Raw genomic sequence first — 15967 nt, forward strand, 5'->3', positions numbered from 1 at the left:
GTGCATGCTAGGCTTAAGTCCTACGGATAATCCAAAAAAACATGAGCACAGAGACACAGAAGTACACCCGCAACAGCCCCTATCTGTCCACCATGCTGGTCAACACCGTGTTGACCGATAAGGACTCGGAAAAAGAGACGCGCCACATCGAGCTTTCGCTGGAAAATGGCATGCTTTATACGCCCGGCGATGCTGTGGGTATTCAGCCAACTAACCGCGAGGCTGAGGTTGAGGCCGTGCTGAAGGTCCTTGGCTTCAAGGGCGACGAAAAGGTGCTGGACTTCTTCAAGAAGGAAGACACGCTGGACAATGCTCTGCGCACGAAGCTGCACATTGGCAAGCTGACGCGCGGCAGTGTGAACAGCTACGCGAAGATTGCGCCGGAAGGCACGCCTGGTCTGGACTTTCTGAAGGGGCTGGCTGGTCAGGATAATAAGTCGAAGGCCGAGGAGTATGTCTGGGGCCGCGAGTTCCTGGATCTGATTACGGAGCATCCGGGCGGGATCACCGATCCGCAGCAGTTGTTTACGGTGCTGCAGCGCTTGACGCCTCGCATGTACTCGATTGCGTCGTCGCAGGCGAAGCACTCGGATACGGTGCATACGACGGTTCGCGTGGTGCGGTATCACACGCATAATCGGGATCGTCAGGGACTGTGCAGCGGCCACTTGGGCGAGCGTGCGGATGTGGGTGCGAACATGCCCATCTTCCTGCATGCGAATGCGAATTTTCGCCTGCCGGAAGATGAGTCGGCACCGGTGGTTATGGTTGGACCGGGTACGGGTGTTGCGCCGTTCCGTGCGTTCCTGGAGCATCGGCAGGCGCATGGTCACAAGGGCGACAACTGGCTGTTCTTTGGTGAGCAGCGCGCGGCTTCGGACTTCCTCTATAAGGACGAGTTCACGGCGATGCAGGTGGACGGTACGCTGACCCGTTTGGATACGGCGTTCTCGCGCGATCAGCATAAGAAGATCTATGTGCAGGACCGCATGAAGGAGAACTCGGCTGAGCTGTTTGCTTGGCTGGAGCGTGGTGCTTACTTCTACGTCTGCGGCGATGCAAGCCGTATGGCGAAGGATGTGGAGCAGACGCTGCTGGATACCATCGCGAACGGTAAGGATTGCAGCCCGGAGCATGCTCAGGAGTATCTGAACGAGTTGAAGAAGCAGAAGCGGTATCAGCTGGACGTTTATTAGAACAACGGTCTGGAAATACGAAGGGCGCGGCGAAAGCCGCGCCCTTTTTGCATTGCATTAAGCTTGAGATATCAGTTTGCATTCGGGAGCGGCGCTTGTAACATATGAGACATGGCCGCGCCTCTTCGCACGATGACTTTCGTTCAAGATCCGCAAGAGTTGAAGCGGCAAGACGTACTCTACTGGCGAACTGTACCCCCCAGCGAGCGGTTCGCCATTGCGCGCAAGATGAGCATCGAGCAATATCGGCTGTCGGGAGTCGAGCATGAAGCTGGACAAAGACTTTCAGGATCTGTTGTCCGTTTTCAACGCCCACAACGTTAGATATCTTGTGGTCGGGGGAATGGCCTTCTCCTTCCATGCCGAGCCCCGAGGCACAAAGGATGCGGATGTATGGATCGAAGCCAGCCGTGAGAATGGCCGGGCTGTCTATCAGGCCCTCGCGGAATACGGCGCCCCGATCGCAGGAATCGATCCTGACGAATTTTTGGATGGCAAGACTTTCTTTCAGTTCGGCGTAGCGCCCAACCGTGTCGACATCATGCAAGCGATCGAGGCGGTCGAATTCTCGGAGGCTTGGCCGCGGAGGCAGGAAGGCCGCAGCGCCGACGGCGTGTCCTTTCATGTGATCTCAAAGGAAGACCTGATCGTCAACAAGTCGGCCGTTGGGCGCTTGCAGGATCTTGCTGACGTCGAGCGGCTTCGCGATTTCGATGACTAGATGCGATCGTTGTCGGGGCGCCAGTTTTTGATGGCTGCCTTGATGGCTTTGGGTTCCATGTTTTCGGCTGCGGCGCGGCGGGCGAGTGGTACGAGTTCCTCGTCAGAGGCGAAGCGTAGCGCGATGAACTGGGCGGGTGTGATGCCTGCCGTGGTGCCGCCGAGGGTCATGATGCGGAGCGACTCTTCGAGGCGGATGATGCGGTTCTGGTTCTGCAGGGCGTAGACGCGCGTCAGTGCGATCGACAGGAAGACGAGCAGGGTGACCGGTACCAGCAGCACGTTTGCGCGCGAGTATTCGTGCACCAGATGCACGATGGACATGATGAAACAGATCAGCGCGAGAGGCGCGAAGATGAGGTACTTCGGGTCGCGGCGTGTGTGGTTCTGAAAGCTTTGTGGTTCTGCCATGGTGCCTGCCATTCGTGGAACTGGATTGTGGGGACGCCCAAGTCTCGCACGCGGGCGCGGTTCCTCTAACATCGAAGTGATGGCACCTGCTAAGTCCCCCTCGAAGCGTATCGGCATTCACCTTTCCACCAGCGGCGGCACGTGGACCGCGGTACAGCGTGCGGTGGATTGCGGTGCGAACTGTTTCCAGATCTTTTCGTCTTCGCCGCGGCAGTGGAAGGCGAACGCGGTCGCTCCGGCCGACGCGGAGCAGATGCGTACGCTGCGCGCGCAGCATGGCATTGCACCGATGACGATCCATGCGTCGTACCTGATCAACCTTTGTTCGCAGAGCGAAGAGGTTCGGAAGAATTCGACGGCTGCGTTTCGTGGCGAGGTGGAACGCGCGCTGGCGCTGGGAGCGGAGTTCCTGGTGTTCCATCCGGGATCGTGGAAGGGACTGACGCGGGCCGAGGCGCTGCAGCATGCAGCCGAGAATATCGAGCGGGCCGTGGATGGACTGGGCTGCCAGGATTCGCATCTGCGGATCCTGATTGAGAACACGGCAGGCAGCGAGTTCAGCATGGGCGGCAAGCTGGACCAGGTCGGTGACCTGTTGCACATGCTGGATCGGTGCGCTCCGGTGGATGTGTGCCTGGACACGTGCCACACGCACGTTGCGGGCTATGACCTGGTGACACCTGAGGGGTATGAGGAGACGGTGGCGCTGATTGCGGAGTCGTTCGGCACGGAGCGCGTGCGGGTGTGGCACTGCAACGATGCGAAGGCAGCGATGGGCAGCAAGCTGGACCGGCACGAGCATATCGGCGATGGGACGATCGGACCCGACGCGTTTCGGCGACTGCTGCGCGACAAGCGGTTTGCACACTGTGCGTTTATTGCAGAGACGCCGGTGGATGACCCCGGTGACATTCTGCGGAACGTGAGTGTGCTGCGGACGCTGGCGGCGGGATAGGCCGGTCGCAGCACGAATCTTGGTGATTAAGCGCGAATGTCCCTTGCGCGCCAAGCCGAGCCCATTACGGAACAGGTCGCGATTCTGCGCGAAAAAGTCGCACAAGACACCAGAATCCTGGCGACTTCATGATCGGGCGACTTTACAATTTCGCCACGTTCAGGAGGTAGCATCCGCATGGTCCGGTCGTTTTGTGTCGCTCTCTGTCTTGCCGCAGCAACTGCCGGAGTGGGAAGCTCAGCGCAGACGGCATTGCGCAGACCCGTACCGCAAGTCGGCAAGCCGATGTCGATTATTACGGAGCAGAAGACGGTGCAGACCTTCGCGGAAGGTTTACAAATCACCCGCGTGACTCGAGACAGCTTTTACCGTGACAGCCTTGGCCGCGTGCTCACAAAGTCAGAGCATCCTCTGGACGGGGGCAGATCTTTGGTCACCTTCATGCTTCAGGATCTTGCGGCGAACGAAAGCCTCTTCTGGAACATCGCTCCCGGTGCTGCGAAGGAGTACACCCAGACGACTTTGGCGACGCCAACGCCCTTTGTGGCGTCCGTTCCTTTTCAGCAGCCGATAGATACTCGACCGCTTACCAAGCGTGACAATCTGGGCGAGGAGTACGTGGGAGGATTTCCTTGTCAGGCAGCGCGAATGACCACCACGTACCCCATCGACACGGTGGGCAACGATCGTCCCTTTGCCGTGGTCAATGAGACCTGCATGTCCCGCGAGTTTGGGCGATCCCTCAAGTCATCCGTTGACGACCCACGGAACGGCAAGACTACGGTGACGGTCCTCTCGATTTCGCGTGGCGAACCCGACCCAGCGCTCTTTCAACCGCCGGCAGACTATGTTCGCCGAATAAATGTCACAACACTGACTCCGGCGGCGGTCGCGAACGCAAGGTGATTTCGCCTTGGAGCCACCGGGGACCCGATGCCCACCAGACGTCATTGGGGAGCGGGGACCGGCTAAGCAGTGGCACAAGCGAATATGTTTCCAGCACTGGCGCGTATTCGACTGGTGGTTTGCATGGCCCACGCTAAAATCGCGGCAGATTTCGGAGGCTCCTCTTGTACTCGAAAGCTTTCGCTGCCCTTCTTTCGTTCGCAGCGATGGCAGCAGATATTTCTGCGGTACCGCTCTTCGCACAGGACCATTCAGTCCGCGGACCGGTCTCCGTCACGCTGGAGCGAAAGAGCGTGCAGACGCTGGCGGATGGCACCCACATTACGCGGGTAACGCACGAGATATTCATCCGTGACAGCAAGGGGCGGGTGCGCACGGAAAGGGAGGTTGGACCTTTGCCCGGCGCGGAGGTTTCGCTTCGCACGGTGTCGGTAACCGACCCGGTTGAGGGCGTTGGTTACAGCTGGCAAGTGGGGGCACCGGGCGGTCGCAAGACCTATAGCGTCTGGCGGCGACCTGCGCCAACGAACGCGGGTTCCAATTCGCCGATGCGGACGTTGCCCGATGGCACGAACGCGGCACGGCAGGGAGCGATGGGGAGCGCGAGCGGATCTTCTGGAGGTTCTGCTCCTGTGTCGCTGTCGATTCCGGCAGTGGTGAACAGTTCCGTTGTGCCAGGCGGGGCGGTTCAGCCGGCAGTAACGCGCGATCCGCTGGGCATGCGGGTCATCAGCGGGCTGACCTGTGTGGCGCAGCGGACGACGACCGTCTATGCCATTGGGTTTCTGGGCAATGACCGCACGATCACGACGACGGATGAGACCTGTACGTCGGAAGAGGCTGGCCGAGTGATTGAGGAGACGCGGGAGGACCCGCGAACGGGCGTGCAGACGGTGACGCTGTTGTCCGGCAGTCTGTTGGAACCGGATGTTTCCCTGTTTTCGCCGCCGTCGGATTACACGGAGTTCAAGCAGCCGGTTCGGACTCCGCAGCGCTGATCTTGCGTGTTGAGTCCGAATGCAATGGCGGAATTATTTGGCCTCGCGCGCAACTGTTTGTTTGAGAGTCCGTCTACTCGTGCAAGCACTACTCCCGAGGAGTTTTCTCATGAAGATTGGTCTTGTCTCTGCTGCATTGCTGTTGGCCGCCGTGCCGGTGTTTGCGCAAAGTCCTGATGGTCCCGGTCCTGGCGGTCCCGGTTTTGGTGGTCCCGGTAGCGCTCCTCCCTTTATGGGACGGGGAGGTATGGGGCGCGGATTTATGGGCGGGGCGCATGAGGCTGGATTTGGGTTTGGCCTGATGCAGCCGCCGGTTACGAACGCGCCGTATGCTGCGACGTTTACGAGCACGGAGACGGAGAAGCTGCAGGATGGCACGGTGTTGACCCGCAACGTGACTCGCGTTGCGACACGCGATTCGCTGGGGCGGACTCGTGAAGAGGTGACGATGCCGGCGCGTAAGGGTGGTGACGGCAAGCCGCACACCACGATCGTGATCGTGGATCCGGTTGCGCACACCGTCACACGGTTGCAGGCGGATGAGAAGCTGGCGATTGTGCACCAGATTCCTGCGCCGCGTCCGCATGATGGACCGGGAGGCATGGGGCGTCGTGGACCGGGCGGACCGCCGCCACAGGATGCCAGTGCTCCGCCGCCTCCTGATGGTGGGCAAGGACCTCGCGGCCGGCATGGCGATAAGAATGCGGTCGTGGCCGACCTGGGGACGAAGACGATCAACGGTGTGCTGGCGACGGGGAAGCGTGTGACGCGGACTATCCCGGTCGACGGCACGGATAAGCCGGTGGTGGCGACGCACGAGGAGTGGTTCTCGCCTGATTTGAAGATTCAACTGAGCCGCAACGATGTGGACCCGTTCCGAGGTACGCACACGACCATTGCGACGGCTCTGACGAAGGCCGAGCCGGATGCGGCTCTGTTCAAGGTTCCGCAGGGTTACACGGTGGAGCAGGCGGCACAGCATATGGGGCGACGTGGACCGATGGGGCCGCCTTCCGGCATGTAGTTGGATTTCGAAGATGGAAAGCGAGGGCAGCCGGGTTCGGATGTCCTCGTTTGTTTGTGCGGGGCGTGGTGGCGTTTGATCGGCTGTAGGTACAGCGGAGAGTTGAGAGAGCCCACCGTTTGCTTCGCAAAGATTGGGGCACCCCTTTGTTAGCACCCGGCTTTGTTGGCGTTGGGTGAATTGCGATTCTTTATTTGTGTGGGGCGCGAAAGTGGTGGGAGACTGGGGCGTACTTCGCTTCGTCTAACCGGCAATGACGAAGACCTGGGGCAGGGCTGCGTGGGCTGGTGCACTGGCGGGCGCGGTCTTTGCCGTGGCTGCGATGGTTGCGGCGCCTGGGGTGATCTTCGCGGCCGGGACGGATGGTGGCCGGTCGTGGCATGCGCCGTTTCGTGAGTATCCCTCGGTTGAGTATGGTCGCTTTCCGCTGCCGCCGGATTATGACCGGCAGGGTGAGTGGACGTTTGCGCGGCTGATGTTTCCGGGCGGGCCGCTGGACGGCTATCAGGGCAGATTCGACGGGCCGTGGCAGGAGGGCATGACGCTGTGGACGCAGGATTATCCACGAGCCGATCGCGCGCTGGCCAATGCTGTTCATCGGTTGACGCGGGCGGATGCACGGTCGGTGGAGCAGTCCGTTTCGCTGGACGATGGCGACGAGATTTACAACTGGCCCTGGCTCTACGCCGTGCAGGTGGGCGAGTGGGGATTGACCCAGAAGGAGGCTACCAAGCTGCGAGATTACCTGTTGCGCGGTGGCTTTTTCATGGCAGATGACTGCCATGGTTCGGCGGAGGAGGCCTACTTCGTGAAGACGATGAAGATGGTCTTTCCGGAGCGGCAGTTGGTGGACATTCCGGATGGCGATCCGATCTTTCACACGCTGTTCGACCTGGACGAGCGTTTCCAGGTGCCAGGGGCGGAACACGTGAATACGGGCCACAAGAAGGACGGGTATGTGGCGCGTTGGAAGGGGATCTACGACGACAAGGGCCGCATCATGGTGGCGCTGTCGTTGAACAGCGACCTTGGGGACTCGTGGGAGTTTCTGGATGACCCGCGCTACCCGGTGAAGTACTCGGCGCTGGGGACGAAGATTGGCGTGAACTATGTGCTGTACGCGATGACGCACTGAGAGAGATCGGCTAGGCTGGATTGCATGAGTGCTCTTGTCTCGCCGCAGTGGGTTGCCAGCCGTCTTTCGTCGCCGGATCTTGTGATCGTGGATGCCACCATGCCGCCTGTGGGCGTTGTGCCCAAGGTGGATACGCATGCGCTTTACCTGCAGAAGCATCTTCCTGGCGCTGTCTTCTTCGATATCGATGCGCTGTCGGATCACAGCAGCGGACTGCCACACACCATCATGAGCGATGAAGCCTTTGGCGCGGCGATGGGCGAACTTGGCATACACGATACGGCGACGATCGTTGTCTATGAGCAGGGGGATGTCTTCTCAGCACCGCGGGCTCGGTGGAAGCTTCGCGCGATGGGCGCGAAGAATGTCCACTTGCTGGATGGAGGACTGAAGGCTTGGGAGGCCGCGGGGCTGCCGCTGGAGTCGGGTCCGGTGGTGCGTGAGCGTACGAAGTTCCATGCGACGTTGGACAAAGCCGCCGTCAAGGACTATCACCAGATCCGCGCCACGCTGGCTGCGGGTGAGCAGGTGCTGGACGCACGCAGCGAAGGACGCTTTACCGGCGCGCACCCGGAGCCGCGTGCGGGTCTGAGCAGCGGGCATATGCAGGGTGCGACGAGTATGCCGTTTCCGCATCTGGCGAACGGAGCTTCCATGAAGTCGCCGGAGGAACTGCGAGCGATCTTTGAGGCGCGGGGCGTGGATCTGCAGCAGCCGATTACGACCTCCTGCGGTTCGGGCGTGACGGCGGCGGTGGTTGCCCTGGCGCTGGAGATGGCCGGTGCCCCGAAGGTGACGCTCTACGACGGTTCGTGGGCGGAGTATGCGTCGCGCGCGGAGTCGGTGATTGTGAAGGACGTCTAGAAGAGCGAGGGAAGTACGGCGGTAGCGGTTCCGAGCTCGATGCGATGGAAGAGGGCTGCGTTGAGCGGCTCCTCGGGTCCGACGTAGATGGTGCGGATGCCGCGCTGCCGTGCGCTGTGCACGAAACCCGCTGCGGGATACACCGATCCGGATGTGCCCACGACGAGAAGCACCGTTGCGTTGTCGAGCTGGTGGTAGATGAGGTCCATCGCGAGCGGTACTTCGCCGAACCAGACAATGTGCGGCCGGACTGCCGCGCCGCAGGTTTCGCAGGTGGGCAGCTTGCCAAGGTACTGCTCACGATCCGGGAACGGGATTGCGCACTCGACGCATCGTGATTCGAAGAGGGAGCCGTGCATGTGATGAGTCTGCTTCGAGCCGGCCTGTTCGTGGAGGTCGTCCACGTTTTGCGTGCAGAGGAAGAGGCGGTCCCCCATGGCGCGCTCAAGGCGGGCGAGAGCGAGGTGACCGGCGTTGGGACGGGCGAACTCTGCGTCACGCCGGCGGGCGGAGTAGAAGCGCCAGACGAGTTGCGGGTCGGCGGCCCAGGCTTCGGGCGTGGCGACCTGCTCGACGCTGTAGCCGTTCCAGAGCCCGCCTGAGCCGCGAAAGGTGGCGAGGCCGCTCTCGGCGGAGATACCTGCTCCCGTGAGGGTGAAGACGCGATCTGAGGTGGTGAGTTGCATCCGGACAATTATCCATGGCGGGCGGAATTGCCGAGCGTCCGGTTGGGTCGAGTCGTTCTATCAACGAAGTGCAGTGAGTTTAACGCCTGCGAGGCGTGGCTGGCTTGGCGGGAGGGGTGAGCGCCTTGGCGGCGGTCGCTGGCAGGGTGAGTGCCAGCAGTTGGACCGGGTCGAGATAGGCGCCATTCCAGCGGACGCCGAAGTGCATGTGCGGTCCTGTGACGCGACCGGTAGAGCCGCTGAGGCCGAGCCGGGCTCCCTTTTCGACGCGATCCCCTTCTTTCACGCCGAGCTTCTCAAGGTGCATGTAGATGGTGAAGAATCGGTCGCCGTGGTCGATGATGACGCAATTGCCCTCGTAGAACATGGTCTCAGCCAGGACGACGATGCCGGCGTTGGCGGCGAGGACGGGTGTGCCTTCTTTGACCGGGTAGTCGGTGCCGCGGTGGAGGCTGCTGCGCTCCTCGTTGAGGATGCGGCTCTCGCCGAAGCTTTCGGTCGAGGGTGCTGCGACGGGTTTCTGGAAGTTGCCGGACCACAGGGGCTTCAGCGTGTTGTGTGCGTAGGCCTTTGTCTTCCACGCATCGTCGCGGGCGATCTGCCGCTTCTCCTCGGCGCTGGGATTGACGAAGTTATCGGGGACTTCTACGTCGCCGGTTTTGAAGGTGCCGGCGGCGATCTCGACCTTACGGGAGTCGCGTGCGGGCCGGCCGGCGATGATGGCGGCGATGGCGATCTGGTAGCTGCCGGGCTGCGTCTCGACGTCGTCCCCGGCGAGCGCGTGCCAGAGCTTTGGGTCGTCGCCACGGAAGAAGAGCAGGGACTTACCGGCGAAGGTGCCGGTGACTCGCGTTGCCGGTTTCAGGAGTTCGACGGTGATCAGCGCGGGCGAGCCCTGCTTGAGGTCGTTGGGCTGCCAAAAGATGTTCTTGACGGCGGGGGATCCGTGCGCGGCGGGTGCCTTGGCGGCAGCAGGAGCTGGCGTGGCGGGAGGAGCGGCGACTGCTGCTACGGCGACTTTAGGCGGGGCATTCGGAACGACGCGAAGGCCCGGTCCACGATCGGGGAACTGGTCTTGGGCAAGCACGGGAGCGGTCGTTGTCGTGGCCAGAAGCAGGAGACCTGCGGCAGCGACAAGACGCTTTTGGGGAGTGCTCATGATCGGTGTGACCTCGCTCCCATGGGATTGCGCTCCCGGGGATTTGGTTGCGGCGGTCGCTGGGACTTCGCCGGTCCGGCGTCGTACCGTACACTTTCCCCATGCTTGAGTCGGCATTTTTCAAGCTGATGACGGTCGCGGTGCTGATCCTGGCAAACGCGTTTTTCGTCGCAGCGGAGTTTGCCATCGTCTCAGTCCGGGAGACGCGGCTGGAACAGATGCTTCGGTCAGGTCGCGTCGGCGCAACGACCGCGCTGCGGCTGAAGCGGGAGATCGACGACTTCCTTGCTGCCAATCAGCTTGGCGTCACACTGTGTTCGCTGGCCCTGGGTTACCTGGGTGAGAGTACGGTGGCGCAGCTCTTTGAACAGATCTTCGAGAGCATGACGTTCATTCAGCGCGTCCCGTTCCTGCGGGTGCATGCGGTCGCGGCCAGCCATGTGCTGGCGATCATCCTCGCGTTCTCCCTGATCACTTATCTTGAAGTTTTGCTTGGAGAACAGGTACCTAAGTCATTGGCTTTACAGCGCAGTGAGCGGATTGCATTGGCCGTTGCTGGACCCATGGACGTCTTCATCCGGATCACGCGGCCTGCCGTTCGACTGCTGAAGGGATCGACTGCGCTGGTACTGCAGTTGTTTCGCGTGCCGCTTAGGGGCGAGGGTGGCGAGGTCCACTCGCCCGAGGAATTGAAGATGGTGGCGACGGCGACGCGTCGCAGCGGCCTGCTGCCAGCCTTTCAAGAGCAGATGATTCATCGCGCCATCGATCTGAACCATGTGACTGTGCGGGAGATCATGACGCCGCGCGGGCGGATTTTCGCGCTGCCGGGGGATATGCCGGTGGAGCTGGCGTCGGCACGGATCATCGAGGAGCAGCACTCGCGGGTGCCGGTTTATGACCCGGCGCTGGGTACGGAACACATCATTGGGGTGGTGTACTCCAAGGACATCTCACGGCTGATGCACTACCGGCGGGATAGCCGGTTGCCGGCTGCGTTGCAGGCCGCAAGTGTGCCGCTGCGGACGGTGGCGCGCGAGGTTCTTGTGGTGCCGGAGACGAAGCTTGCGGTGGACGTTCTGAAGGAGTTCCAGGAGCGTCGCCGGCAGATTGCGATTGTGGTGGATGAGTTTGGTTCGACGGTGGGATTGGTGACGGCGGAGGATGCGCTGGAGCAGCTGGTAGGTGAGCTGGAGGACGAGTTCGATCTGTCCGGGAGAGCCCTGCCGATGCCGGACAGCCGCGGCATCGTGGAGTTCGATGGGACGGTGACGCTCCGCGATCTGGCGACGCAACTGCACTGGCAGTTCCCGCGGGAGCCCGGCATTGAGACGCTGGCAGGATTCTTGCTGGCGCAGTTTGGACATCTGCCAAAGCCGGGGGAGCGGGTATGCCACGCTGGCCGCTGCTTCACCGTGACGGAGCTTACGGGACGGCGCATCAGTCGCGTGCGCGTGGAGCCTGATGAGCGGACGAAGCGATTGGCGGGTGCGGAAGGGCAGCGTGCGTCTGTATGAAGGCTCTGCTTCCGGTATTCCGTCGCATCTTATTGATGTTGCCAGTGTTATGGATCATCGTCTCGCTTGTGTTTCTGCTGATCCACCTGGTTCCGGGTGATCCGATTGCGCAGATGATGGGCGAGGGCGCGAGCTCGACGGACCTGTCTGCGTTGCGGCATAGCTACGGTCTGGACCTGCCGCTGCACACACAGTACTTCCGGTATTGGCAGGGAATCTTCCATGGTGACCTCGGCAGGTCGCTCCGGTTGCGCGACTCGGTCACGAACCTGGTTCTGGCGCGTTATCCGTACACATTGCTGATGAGTGTTGCGGCATTAGTGCTGGCGCTGGTGATGGCGGTGCCGGCGGGCGTGGCGAGTGCATTGCATCGGGGGCGCGTGACAGACCGGCTGCTGGGCGGTGTGTCGCTGCTGGGGCTTTCGTTTCCGAACTTTGCGTTGGGACCGATCCTGATCCTGATCTTTTCGATCAGCCTGGGGTGGTTGCCGGTTTCTGGTGCGGGGACTGGGCCGCTGCTGGGCGGCAGCACGATGCTGCACCTGATCCTGCCGGCGGTGACGTTGGGGCTTTCGCTGGCGGCCATCCTGACACGGATGGTGAGGGCATCGATGCTGGAGGAGCTGGGACAGGACTACATCCGGACCGCCCGGGCGAAGGGGTTGCCGGAGAGAACGGTGGTCTACCGGCATGCTCTGCGGAATGCGCTGGTGCCGGTGCTGACGGTGGTCGGGTTGCAGTTCGGTTCGCTGCTCGCGGGCGCGATCGTAACGGAGACGATCTTCAGTTGGCCGGGACTGGGACGGCTGACGCTGTCGGCCATTTCGAATCGTGACTACGCGCTGGTGCAGGGCTGCACGCTGACGATCGGGCTGACGTACCTGGCGGCGAACCTGCTGACGGACCTGGCCTACACGCTTGCGAATCCTCGGCTGCGGCGGTCTTAGGATTGTCACGCTAGACTTGCCTTCGGAGAACCCATGTCCCGAATCCACCTGGCCCTTGCTTTACTGATCACCCTGCCCGCCGTGGCGCAGACGGAGCGGCACCGGCTGCCGGTGCCCGGGATGGATGCGCCGAAGCCGGTGCCGGGAGCACCCACGCCGAAGAAGCCTGGCGGAGCGAAAGGCATCACGGAACCGGACGATCCGGAGCATCCGACGCCGGCTGCGCGTGACTTTCACGACGCGAAGTATCGCCTTTCGTTTCATGTACCTGCGGGGTGGAACTTCGAGCGACGGGATGGGGTCCTGTCGAACTTTGGCGTGGATGTTCGAACGACGAAGCGAACGCTGGATGTGCGTGGCGTGGCGTCGATCAACTTCAACCCGTATCCGGTTTCCACGTTTTCTGGCGCCACGTTTTATTACTCGGTGATGCCAAATGCGACCGCGGCGAGCTGTGCGGCGCAGGCGATGACTGCACCTTTGAAGCCGCAGAGTGATGTGCGCGTGGGTGGTTTGCCGTTCAAGCATGGTCGCGACGAGAACGGCCACGTCTGCACGGAATCGCGCGATGAGGTCTTTACGGCGTTACAGGGGCGCAGCTGCCTGCGGTTTGACCTGGTGGTGAATACGTTCTGTTCGCAGACCAGTGGCGCGATGGAGATTTCGAAGGACCAGCTTGCCGATGTGCAGGGTCGGCTGGGGAAGATACTGGACTCTTTAAAGGTTGAAAGCAAGTAACAGCGTTCTCGATACTTCTGGTGGTGAGACTGCAAGACGAATCTCTTTCAAGCCGTACCCGCTGGTTCGTGCTTCGCGCGAAGATCCCACTCATGACGATAGGGCCGTCATGAATGGGGCACCTAAATTCGTAGCTCCACGACCATCCGAAACCTTTGGCTCAAAAATCTGTCACGCGTCGAACTCGATGGGTTCGACGGTGATGTTGCCTTCGGAGATCATCACGAAGGCCATGGCGATGGGTAGTTTGAAGCGGCGGGGGCCGACGCTGCCCGGGTTCAGGTAGAGGACACCATTGCGGGTATCGTGGCCGGGTTTGTGAGAGTGGCCGCTGATGACGACGCGGACCCCGGCGGCGGTGGGACTGATGTCGAGGTCAGCTACCGAGTGGACCAGGTAAAAGGTGACGCCTGCGATCTCGACCATCTCGGTTGCGGGAAGATCGGCGCAAGGGCTGTGGACGTCGATGTTGCCTCGGATTGCGGTGACGGGTGCAATCGCGGAGAGCTGGTCGAGGAAGTCGGCGTTGCCGACGTCGCCCGCGTGCAGGATGTGATCGACGCCCTGAATCTTTGCAATGACTTCCGGTCGCAGCAAGCCGTGGGTGTCGGAGAGAACGGCGATTCGGGTATGGCGGATTGCGCTGGTCATTTGATATCTGTCAGTTGGCGGCGGCAGTTGGTTTGGCGATTTGAGGGCACGATCAAAAGCATATCGAGTTAGATTCCGGTGTCTATCCGATCTACCGCACCGCCGACATAATCGGAGGTGCGATGAACGTCCCGCAACCCACTCCCGGAAAGCCTGAACCCTGCCGTAACGCGCAGCTTGTGCGCGAGTACGTGACGTGCCTGCGTGTGGAGCGTGGGTTGCGCCCGCTGACGTGCGAGGCGTACGTGAGGGATCTGCAGCAGTTTTCGGAGCACCTGGAAGAGACGTCTGGAGTTTTGCAGGCGGCGACCCGCGAGGATGTCGCCGGGTGGATGGAGCATCTGCGGACGCATGACCGGACGGACCGGTCCGTTGCGCGGAAGCTGAGCTGCCTGCGCGGCTTTTATAAGTGGATGCTGCTGGACAAGCGCATTGCGCACGACCCTACGGTGAACATTGAAGCGCCTTCGACGTGGAAGGTGCTGCCCAAGTCGCTGGCCGAGAGTGAAGTGAACGGCATGCTGGAGCAAACGGCGATGGCCGCGAGCCATCCGCAGGCGGGTGGTCTGCAACTGCGGGATCATGCGTTGATGGAGCTGCTGTATGCCGGTGGTCTGCGCGCGGGCGAGATTGTCTCGTTGCGCGTGGAGGATCTGCACCTGGACCAGCAGCGCGCGCAGGTGCGCGGCAAGGGCGACAAGGAACGGATTGTGCCGCTGGGTAATGCGGCCTGTGCGGCTCTGCAGGCTTATCTGGAGCGAGGCCGTGCGGAGCTGGCGGGCAAGGGCTTGCAGAGAGCCCTATTCCTTTCGGTTCGTGGGAAACCCCTGACGACGCAGGTGGTGTGGTCGATTGTGAAGGGGACGAATTCCAGCGCGAGTCCTCACAAGCTGCGGCATAGCTGCGCGACCCACATGGTGGAGCATGGCGCCGACCTGCGCAGTGTGCAGACGTTGCTGGGCCATGCCGACATTGCGACGACGCAGGTCTATACGCACCTGGCGCTGGGGCGGCTGAAGGAAGTGCATCGGATGCACCATCCGCGTGGACGGCGGCGGACGGAGGCGGCATGAGCGATCGCATGCAGGCTTTGGCCGACCGGTTCATCACCATGCTGGATGGGGAGCGCGGCGCGAGTGAGCACACCGTCCGCGCCTACACGCGCGAGGTTCAGGCGTTTGCGACGTACCTGGCGGCGACGCTCGGTGAGGATGTTGCGCCGAAGTCGATCGAGCACACGCATATCCGCGGGTATCTGGCTGTGTTGTATGACCGTGGGTTGACGCGGGCTTCGGCTGCGCGTGCGCTGGCCGCGGTGCGGTCGTGGTTCAAGTGGATGGCCAAGGAAGGCATCGTGGATCAGAATCCGGCGACGCTGGTGGCGACGCCGAAGCTGCCGAAGCATCTGCCGCGTGTGCCTTCCGCCGAAGAGGTGAACCGTGTGCTGGACGGCATCGAGGGAGACATCGACCGGGCTGGCAGGGGCGTGCCGAAGAAGAGCTCGGCCACAGACGGTGAGGCGTATACCGGCTGGCCGGAGCGCGATCGGGTCATCTGGGAGCTGCTGTACGGCTGCGGTATCCGAAATTCTGAGCTGGTCGGCATCGACCTGGCGAGTTTGCACTGGGCGAACGATGCGATCCTGGTTCGCGGTAAGGGGCGCAAAGAGCGGTATGTTCCGCTGGGCGATGCCGCGGCTGAGGCGATCCGGAATTACCTGCCGCACCGGGAGGCGAAGCTGCAGGCAGCAGGCAAGGGCGCGCTTGTTGCTGCGGGGCCGCTCCTGATTAACCAGAGTGCGCGTGGAGTCGCTCGGCTGACGACACGGTCGGTGGGACGGATTGTGAAATCTATCGCCGTCGCGCGGGGGCTGCCGGCGGATGTACATCCGCACACGCTGCGGCATGCTTTTGGGACGCACATGCTGGAGGATGGGGCGGATCTTCGGGCAATTCAGGAGCTACTGGGGCATGAGCGGCTGTCGACGACGCAGCGGTATACGCAGTTGACCGTGAGCCAGGTGCAGCAGGTGTATGACGAGACGCATCCTCGGGCGTAGC

17 protein-coding genes are annotated in these 15967 nt (G+C 61.9%); 13 read left to right on the plus strand and 4 right to left on the minus strand.

The features are described 5' to 3' along the window. The first annotated feature begins 41 nt into the window (after window positions 1-41). Window positions 42-1196, plus strand: a complete 1155-nt coding sequence (locus TERRO_RS06385; protein ID WP_014785176.1) for a diflavin oxidoreductase — start codon at window positions 42-44, stop codon at window positions 1194-1196. Between the two features lie 265 nt (window positions 1197-1461). Next, window positions 1462-1917, plus strand: coding sequence for a DUF6036 family nucleotidyltransferase (locus TERRO_RS06390; RefSeq protein WP_014785177.1), 456 nt, complete (start codon window positions 1462-1464; stop codon window positions 1915-1917). Here TERRO_RS06390 and TERRO_RS06395 read toward each other — a convergent pair. Continuing rightward, window positions 1914-2327, minus strand: a complete 414-nt coding sequence (locus tag TERRO_RS06395) for a DUF6526 family protein (protein ID WP_041593069.1) — start codon at window positions 2325-2327, stop codon at window positions 1914-1916. The two genes, TERRO_RS06390 and TERRO_RS06395, sit on opposite strands and share 4 nt — an antisense overlap. Window positions 2328-2406: 79 nt before the next feature. On the opposite strand from TERRO_RS06395, the gene TERRO_RS06400 reads away from it, so the two are divergent. The 6 genes from TERRO_RS06400 to sseA all read left to right on the plus strand — a co-directional run bounded on the left by TERRO_RS06400 (window position 2407) and on the right by sseA (window position 8209). Further along, window positions 2407-3282: a deoxyribonuclease IV gene (locus TERRO_RS06400; RefSeq protein ID WP_041592483.1), complete on the plus strand. Its 876-nt coding sequence runs from the start codon at window positions 2407-2409 to the stop codon at window positions 3280-3282. Between the two features lie 177 nt (window positions 3283-3459). Next, window positions 3460-4188: a hypothetical protein gene (locus tag TERRO_RS06405; RefSeq protein WP_014785180.1), complete on the plus strand. Its 729-nt coding sequence runs from the start codon at window positions 3460-3462 to the stop codon at window positions 4186-4188. Between the two features lie 164 nt (window positions 4189-4352). Further along, a complete protein-coding gene (locus tag TERRO_RS06410; RefSeq protein WP_014785181.1) occupies window positions 4353-5186 on the plus strand; it encodes a hypothetical protein in 834 nt (277 codons plus the stop codon). Window positions 5187-5295: 109 nt separating this feature from the next. Next, window positions 5296-6210 (plus strand): hypothetical protein, encoded by a 915-nt coding sequence (locus TERRO_RS06415; RefSeq protein WP_014785182.1) that lies wholly within the window; start codon window positions 5296-5298, stop codon window positions 6208-6210. Window positions 6211-6463: 253 nt separating this feature from the next. Then, a complete protein-coding gene (locus TERRO_RS06420) occupies window positions 6464-7345 on the plus strand; it encodes a DUF4159 domain-containing protein (protein ID WP_014785183.1) in 882 nt (293 codons plus the stop codon). Window positions 7346-7369: 24 nt separating this feature from the next. Continuing rightward, window positions 7370-8209, plus strand: coding sequence for a 3-mercaptopyruvate sulfurtransferase (sseA, locus tag TERRO_RS06425; protein ID WP_014785184.1), 840 nt, complete (start codon window positions 7370-7372; stop codon window positions 8207-8209). Here the strand turns inward: sseA and TERRO_RS06430 are convergent. Beyond that, window positions 8206-8895, minus strand: coding sequence for an SIR2 family NAD-dependent protein deacylase (locus tag TERRO_RS06430; RefSeq protein ID WP_014785185.1), 690 nt, complete (start codon window positions 8893-8895; stop codon window positions 8206-8208). The two genes, sseA and TERRO_RS06430, sit on opposite strands and share 4 nt — an antisense overlap. A 79-nt stretch (window positions 8896-8974) precedes the next feature. Next, a complete protein-coding gene (locus tag TERRO_RS21905) occupies window positions 8975-10054 on the minus strand; it encodes a M23 family metallopeptidase (RefSeq protein WP_014785186.1) in 1080 nt (359 codons plus the stop codon). A 101-nt stretch (window positions 10055-10155) separates the two neighbouring features. Here TERRO_RS21905 and TERRO_RS06440 point away from each other — a divergent pair, with 101 nt between their 5' ends. The 3 genes from TERRO_RS06440 to TERRO_RS06450 are packed head-to-tail and all read left to right on the plus strand — an operon-like array spanning window position 10156 to window position 13256. After that, the gene (locus TERRO_RS06440) at window positions 10156-11571 is read left to right on the plus strand and encodes a hemolysin family protein (protein ID WP_014785187.1); all 1416 of its coding nucleotides are present in this window, start codon (window positions 10156-10158) and stop codon (window positions 11569-11571) included. Continuing rightward, window positions 11568-12518 carry an ABC transporter permease gene (locus TERRO_RS06445; protein WP_014785188.1) on the plus strand — a complete coding sequence of 317 codons (951 nt, stop codon included), beginning with the start codon at window positions 11568-11570 and terminating at the stop codon, window positions 12516-12518. Before TERRO_RS06440 ends, TERRO_RS06445 begins: the two co-directional genes overlap by 4 nt. Window positions 12519-12551: 33 nt before the next feature. Next, on the plus strand, window positions 12552-13256 hold the full coding sequence (locus tag TERRO_RS06450; protein ID WP_014785189.1) for a hypothetical protein: 705 nt from the start codon (window positions 12552-12554) through the stop codon (window positions 13254-13256). 171 nt (window positions 13257-13427) lie between these two features. Here TERRO_RS06450 and TERRO_RS06455 read toward each other — a convergent pair whose 3' ends face one another. Then, window positions 13428-13907 carry a metallophosphoesterase family protein gene (locus tag TERRO_RS06455; protein ID WP_014785190.1) on the minus strand — a complete coding sequence of 160 codons (480 nt, stop codon included), beginning with the start codon at window positions 13905-13907 and terminating at the stop codon, window positions 13428-13430. A gap of 122 nt (window positions 13908-14029) precedes the next feature. On the opposite strand from TERRO_RS06455, the gene TERRO_RS06460 reads away from it, so the two are divergent. Both TERRO_RS06460 and TERRO_RS06465 read left to right on the plus strand, forming a co-directional pair. Next, window positions 14030-14980 (plus strand): tyrosine recombinase, encoded by a 951-nt coding sequence (locus tag TERRO_RS06460; protein ID WP_014785191.1) that lies wholly within the window; start codon window positions 14030-14032, stop codon window positions 14978-14980. After that, complete coding sequence (locus TERRO_RS06465; protein WP_014785192.1) at window positions 14977-15966, plus strand: tyrosine recombinase XerC; 990 nt, start codon at window positions 14977-14979, stop codon at window positions 15964-15966. Before TERRO_RS06460 ends, TERRO_RS06465 begins: the two co-directional genes overlap by 4 nt. The last annotated feature ends 1 nt before the right edge of the window (window position 15967 follow it).

The sequence above is a fragment of the Terriglobus roseus DSM 18391 genome, from assembly GCF_000265425.1.
Taxonomy (GTDB): Bacteria; Acidobacteriota; Terriglobia; order Terriglobales; family Acidobacteriaceae; genus Terriglobus; species Terriglobus roseus.